This is a genomic window from Caulobacter sp., assembly GCF_035254145.1.
In the GTDB taxonomy this organism is placed as follows: Bacteria; Pseudomonadota; Alphaproteobacteria; order Caulobacterales; family Caulobacteraceae; genus Caulobacter.
Map to the genome: position 1 here is coordinate 1 of NZ_DATFAV010000159.1, position 3,059 is coordinate 3,059.

At 67.7% G+C, this 3,059-nt stretch carries 5 protein-coding genes; 1 reads left to right on the forward strand and 4 read right to left on the reverse strand.

Translation table 11 applies throughout. From position 1 onward, the window contains the following. Positions 1–452, reverse strand: a 452-nt coding sequence (locus VJ655_RS09365; RefSeq protein ID WP_324110799.1) for a GTPase, incomplete at its 3' end; no start/stop codon positions are given. A 120-nt stretch (positions 453–572) separates the two neighbouring features. Here VJ655_RS09365 and VJ655_RS09370 point away from each other — a divergent pair. Further along, positions 573–1,403 carry a pirin family protein gene (locus VJ655_RS09370; protein ID WP_324110800.1) on the forward strand — a complete coding sequence of 277 codons (831 nt, stop codon included), beginning with the start codon at positions 573–575 and terminating at the stop codon, positions 1,401–1,403. On the opposite strand, the gene VJ655_RS09375 is transcribed toward VJ655_RS09370, so the two are convergent. The 3 genes from VJ655_RS09375 to VJ655_RS09385 form a co-directional block, all read right to left on the reverse strand. Further along, positions 1,400–2,260, reverse strand: coding sequence for an alpha/beta hydrolase (locus VJ655_RS09375; RefSeq protein WP_324110801.1), 861 nt, complete (start codon positions 2,258–2,260; stop codon positions 1,400–1,402). The genes VJ655_RS09370 and VJ655_RS09375 overlap by 4 nt on opposite strands. A gap of 25 nt (positions 2,261–2,285) precedes the next feature. Beyond that, on the reverse strand, positions 2,286–2,531 hold the full coding sequence (locus tag VJ655_RS09380; protein WP_414646964.1) for a helix-turn-helix domain-containing protein: 246 nt from the start codon (positions 2,529–2,531) through the stop codon (positions 2,286–2,288). Then, positions 2,531–3,059: DUF2975 domain-containing protein (locus VJ655_RS09385; protein ID WP_324110802.1), on the reverse strand; the 529-nt coding region annotated here is incomplete at its 5' end. The genes VJ655_RS09385 and VJ655_RS09380, both read right to left, overlap by 1 nt.

A 3,059-nucleotide genomic window follows, 5' to 3' on the forward strand; every position in this document is an offset into this window, starting at 1 on the left:
CGCTTTTCCAGCGCCGGAACGCGCTTTTCCAGGCTCTCCAGGTCGGCCAGCATCAGCTCCATCTCGATGATCTCGAGATCGCTGAGCGGATCGATGCGGCCTTCCACGTGGACGATGTCGCCGTCCTCGAAGCAGCGGGCCACGAAGGCGATGGCGTCGCAGTCGCGGATGTTGGCCAGGAACTGGTTGCCCAAGCCCTCGCCCTTGGACGCGCCGCGCACCAGGCCGGCGATGTCGACGAAGGTGATCCGGGCCGGGATGATTTCCTTGGAGCCGGAGATCTTGGCCAGGGCCTCCAGGCGCGGCTCGGGCACCGCGACTTCGCCGGTATTGGGCTCGATCGTGCAGAACGGATAGTTGGCGGCCTGGGCCGACGCCGTCTGGGTCAGAGCGTTGAACAGGGTGGACTTGCCGACGTTGGGCAGGCCGACGATGGCGACTTTAAGGGCCATGGAACTCTCGTGAATTTCGTTGGCGCGCGCTTAGCACGGATGGCCGCGAAAGGCGAACCGCGCCGGCCTCTTGCATCAATTGCAACTCGACCTGATATCGAAGCCGCAAAGGAGCATCCCATGAGCGTTCGACCGGTCCTGAAGATCGTGAAAGGCCTGCCCGCCTCGGATGGCGACGGCGTGCGGCTGACCCGCATGCTGGGCACGCCGGAAGCCCAGATGTTCGACCCGTTCCTGATGCTGGACTGTTTCGACAACGACCAGGCGTCGGACTACATGGGCGGCTTTCCCGACCATCCGCATCGCGGCTTCGAGACCGTGACCTACATGCTGGAAGGCCGGATGCGCCACAAGGACAACACCGGCCGCGAGGGCGTGATCGGGCCGGGCGGGATCCAGTGGATGCGGGCCGGCAAGGGCATCGTCCACTCCGAAATGCCCGAGCAGTCGGAGGGCCGGATGCGCGGCTTCCAGCTGTGGGTCAACCTGCCCGCCAAGCTGAAGATGAGCGCGCCCGGCTACCAGGAGTTCGAGGCCGACAAGATCCCGGTCGAGGCGCGCGACGGCGGCGTCACGGTCAAGGTGATCTCCGGTGCGACGGATGCGGGGACCGCGGGCCCGATCGGTGGGGGCGCCGTCGACGCGCTCTATTTCGACGTCGTCCTGCCGGCCGGGACCGTGTTCGAGGAGCCAGTCGGCGACGACCGCAACGCCATGCTGGCGGTCTACGAAGGCCAGGTGCGCGTCGCCCACGACACGGTGGACGCGCTGTCCGGCGTGTTCCTCGGAAGGGGCGACACTGTCCGCGTCGAGGCCGTCACCGACGCCCGCGTCCTGCTGCTGGCCGGCCGTCCGATCGGCGAGCCGGTCTTCTGGCACGGCCCGTTCGTGATGACCTCGCGCGAGGAGATCGTGCAGGCGTTCGACGACTTCCAGAGCGGGCGGTTCTAGGGCTCGCGCGCCACGAACGCCGTCACCCGGTCGGCGAAGTCCTTCGGCTTCTCGAGATACATGAGATGGCCAGCGGCGGGGACGATCTCTCGCCGGGCGCCGGGGATGGCGGTTTCCAGGGCCTTGGCCTGTTCCTGAACGTCCTTGATGTCCACCTGGCCGACCAGGATCAGAGTGGGAACGTGGATCTCGCCCAGCCGGGGCTTGGCGGGGGCGGCAGGCGGCTGTTCCCGGGTTCCGGCGGTCAGATTGCCGGGGTGGGCCTTCAGCAACGCCTTGAGCCGCTCGCGCTGCGGCGCGGCGTTCCGGGTCAGGATGTAGGGATCGCGCGCCACGCTGTCGGTCAGGCCCAGCTTGTACAGAACCAGGAGCTTCAGGGCGCGGAAGATGAAGCCGAACGAGGCGTCGAAGCCGCTGATCCAGGGGCCGGCGAGCACCAGGCGATCAACCTGTTCGGGATGGGCCAGCGCGTAGTCGACGGCCAGGCCAGAGCCCGAGGACGAACCGACCAGGCTGGCGTGCGGGACGTCCAGCGTCTTCATCAGAACCGCCAGGTCGTCGACCGGACGATAGGGCTGGCCCGCCGGCGGCGAGGCGCCATAGCCGCGTCGGTCGTAGCGGATGACCCTGAAGCGCTGGCAAAGCGTGGGCCAGACCTCGTCATAGGCGGCCGAATGCAGGATGCCGTCGTGCAGCAGCACGATCGTCTTGGTTCCGCCGCCGCAGGTCTCAAAGGCCAGCTTGCCGTTGGGGACCGGGACAAAGCCCGTCTCGGCCCAAGCGGGGTTCGGGGCGAGGCCGATCCAGGACAGCAGGCAGCCGGTCGCGATCGCCCGGACGGGCGTTGAAAGTCTCATGGCGTGTCTCCGGAGAAGGGCGCCGTCAGCCGGCGCGTTTGACGGTCTCGGTCGCGACGTCGGGCGGCTGCTCGGGCTGGTATTCCAGGATGTCGCCCGGCTGGCAGTCCAGGAAGTCGCAGATGGCTTCCAGGGTCTCGAACTTCATGCCCTTCACCTTGCCCGACTTCAGCAGGGACAGGTTGGCGTCGGTAATCCCGATGGCGCGGGCCAGCGCGTTGGAGCGAACCTTGCGGCGGGCCAGCATCACGTCGAGGCGCAGGACGATCATCAGACGAAGGCCTCCCGGTCCTCTTCGATCTCGCGGCCCACCTGCATGACCTGGCCGACCACCAGGACCAGCAGTCCCAGGATAAACGCCTGCAGGCTGGCCATGTGGGCCCAGTTCTTGTCGATCTCGTAGCCGGTGGCCGACAGGAACAGGTGGCACAGGAAGGGCGAGACGGCATAGGCGCACAGCCAGCCGCCGACCCGGCCGAAACGGCGGGCGGCGTCGCGTGAGAACACCTCGCCGCGGGCGTAGCCGCCGAACAGCTCGCGCAGGCTCCAGAACATCATCAGGATGGGCGTGGCCCGCACGATGCCGACGCCGACATAGACCAGGCGGTGGACCAGGGGCAGCGAGCCGAACGCCACGGTGTTGGCCGGCGCCTCGCCGATGTAGCAGTTGTCGGGCCCGATCCTGACCAGCTCGCCCTTGTAGAACAGCATGGTCGCGATGGCCGTCAGCAGGATCAGGGCCGCGAGGGCGAAGAGGCCGGTGAACAGCCAGACCGCCATGCGGCTGCCCAGGCGCACG